Origin of the sequence: Streptomyces lonarensis (assembly GCF_012033735.1) — a bacterium.
Lineage (GTDB): Bacteria > Actinomycetota > Actinomycetes > Streptomycetales > Streptomycetaceae > Streptomyces > Streptomyces lonarensis.
Window position 1 is genome coordinate 1 of record NZ_JAAVJD010000431.1, and the last position, 1,922, is coordinate 1,922.

At 77.5% G+C, this 1,922-nt stretch carries 1 protein-coding gene; it reads left to right on the plus strand.

The window, feature by feature from the left end:
- Positions 1 to 111: 111 nt before the first annotated feature.
- A complete protein-coding gene (recN, locus tag HCN56_RS25305) occupies positions 112 to 1,884 on the plus strand; it encodes a DNA repair protein RecN (protein WP_167974945.1) in 1,773 nt (590 codons plus the stop codon).
- Positions 1,885 to 1,922: the final 38 nt, after the last annotated feature.

Below are 1,922 nucleotides of genomic sequence, written 5' to 3' on the forward strand. Positions count from 1 at the left end.
GGCCGGCAGCGCCCCGCCGCCGGCGCCGCGCTCCCGCCGCCGGTGGCCGCGCCCGCCGCGACCGGGCGCCGGGGACGGGGCTCGCGTCACCACGGCCCGCACGGACCTCGTATGGTCGTATCCGTGTTGGAGGAGATGCGGATCAAGGACCTGGGCGTGATCGACGACGCAGTCGTCGAACTGTCCACCGGCTTCACCGCCGTCACCGGCGAGACCGGTGCTGGCAAGACCATGGTCGTCACCAGCCTCGGGCTGCTGCTCGGTGGCCGGGCCGACGCCGCACTGGTACGCGCCGGCGCGGCCGGCGCCCTGGTGGAGGGCCGCCTCCGGTTGCCTCCCGACGCGCCCGCCGCGCTCCGTGCTGCCGAGGCGGGCGCGGAGCTGGAGGACGACGTCCTGCTCATCAGCCGCACCGTCTCCGCCGAGGGACGCTCCCGCGCCCACGTCGGCGGACGCTCCGCCCCCGCGGGGCTCCTCTCCGAACTCGGCGACGGACTGGTCGCCGTCCACGGCCAGAACGACCAGCAGGGCATGCTCCGCCCCGCGCGGCAGCGCGAGGCGCTGGACCGCTACGCCGGCGAGCCGGTCGCCCGGGCCCTGACGGAGTGGGGCACCACCTACCGCGCCCTGCGCGAGGTCACCGGCACCCTCGACGAACTGACCAGGCGGGCACGCGAACGCGCCCAGGAGGCCGACCTGCTGCGCTTCGGCCTGGAGGAGATCGGCGCGGTCGAGCCCCTCCCCGGCGAGGACGCCGAGCTCGCCGCCGAGGCCGGACGCCTCGGCCACGCGGACGCCCTCGCCACCGCCGCCACCACCGCGCACGGCGCCCTCGCCGGCGACCCCGCCGACCCCGAGGGCATCGACGCCGCCACCCTGGTGGCCGGCGCCCACCGCGCGATGGAGGCGGCCCGCTCCCACGACCCCGCGCTCGCGGCGCTCGCCGACCGGCTCACCGAAGTGGGCATCCTGCTCTCCGACGTGGCCGGGGACCTCGCCGGCTACGCCGACGACCTCGACGCCGACCCGCTGCGACTGGCCGCCGTCGAGGAACGCCGCGCCCTGCTCACCGGCCTGACGCGCAAGTACGGCGAGGACATCGACGCCGTGCTCGCCTGGGCCGAGGAGGCCCACACGCGGCTGGCGGAACTCGACGGCGACGACGAGCGCATCGAGGAACTGACCGCCCGGCGCGAGGAGCTGCGCGCCCACCTCACCGGACTCGCCCGCGCCCTGACCGACGCCCGCGCCGAGGCCGCGGGGCGCTTCGGTGAGGCCGTCACCGCCGAACTCGGCGGGCTCGCCATGCCCCACGCCCGGGTCAGCATCGCGCTGCGGCGCTCCGAGGTGCCCGCCGACGCCGAAGGGCTCGACCTCGACGGCGCCCACGTCGCCTACGGTCCGCACGGCACCGACGAGGCCGAGCTGCTGCTCGCCCCCCACCCCGGCTCCCAGCCCCGCCCCGTCGCCAAGGGCGCCTCCGGCGGCGAGCTCTCCCGGGTGATGCTCGCGATCGAGGTCGTCTTCGCGAGCGCGGCGCCGGTCCCCACCTACCTCTTCGACGAGGTCGACGCCGGGGTCGGCGGCAAAGCGGCGGTCGAGGTCGGCCGCCGCCTCGCCCGCCTCGCGCGCAACGCCCAGGTCGTCGTCGTCACCCACCTCCCGCAGGTCGCCGCGTTCGCCGACCGCCATCTGGTGGTGGAGAAGACCCACGACGGATCGGTGACCCGCAGCGGGGTGCAGGACGTCCGCGGCGAGGAGCGGGTGCGGGAACTGTCCCGGATGCTGGCCGGGCAGGAGGACTCCGACCTCGCCCGCGCCCACGCCGAGGAACTGCTGGCCACCGCCGCAGAGCTGGGGGCCCGCACCGGCGGGGCCGCCTGAGCCCGGCGACCGCGCGGCCCCGCCGCCCCGGGCCCACG

What these genes read in the sequence shown, in the direction of transcription:
- recN (WP_167974945.1), top strand. Translation starts at nt 112, where the DNA reads ATGGTCGTATCCGTGTTGGAGGAGATGCGGATCAAGGACCTGGGCGTG.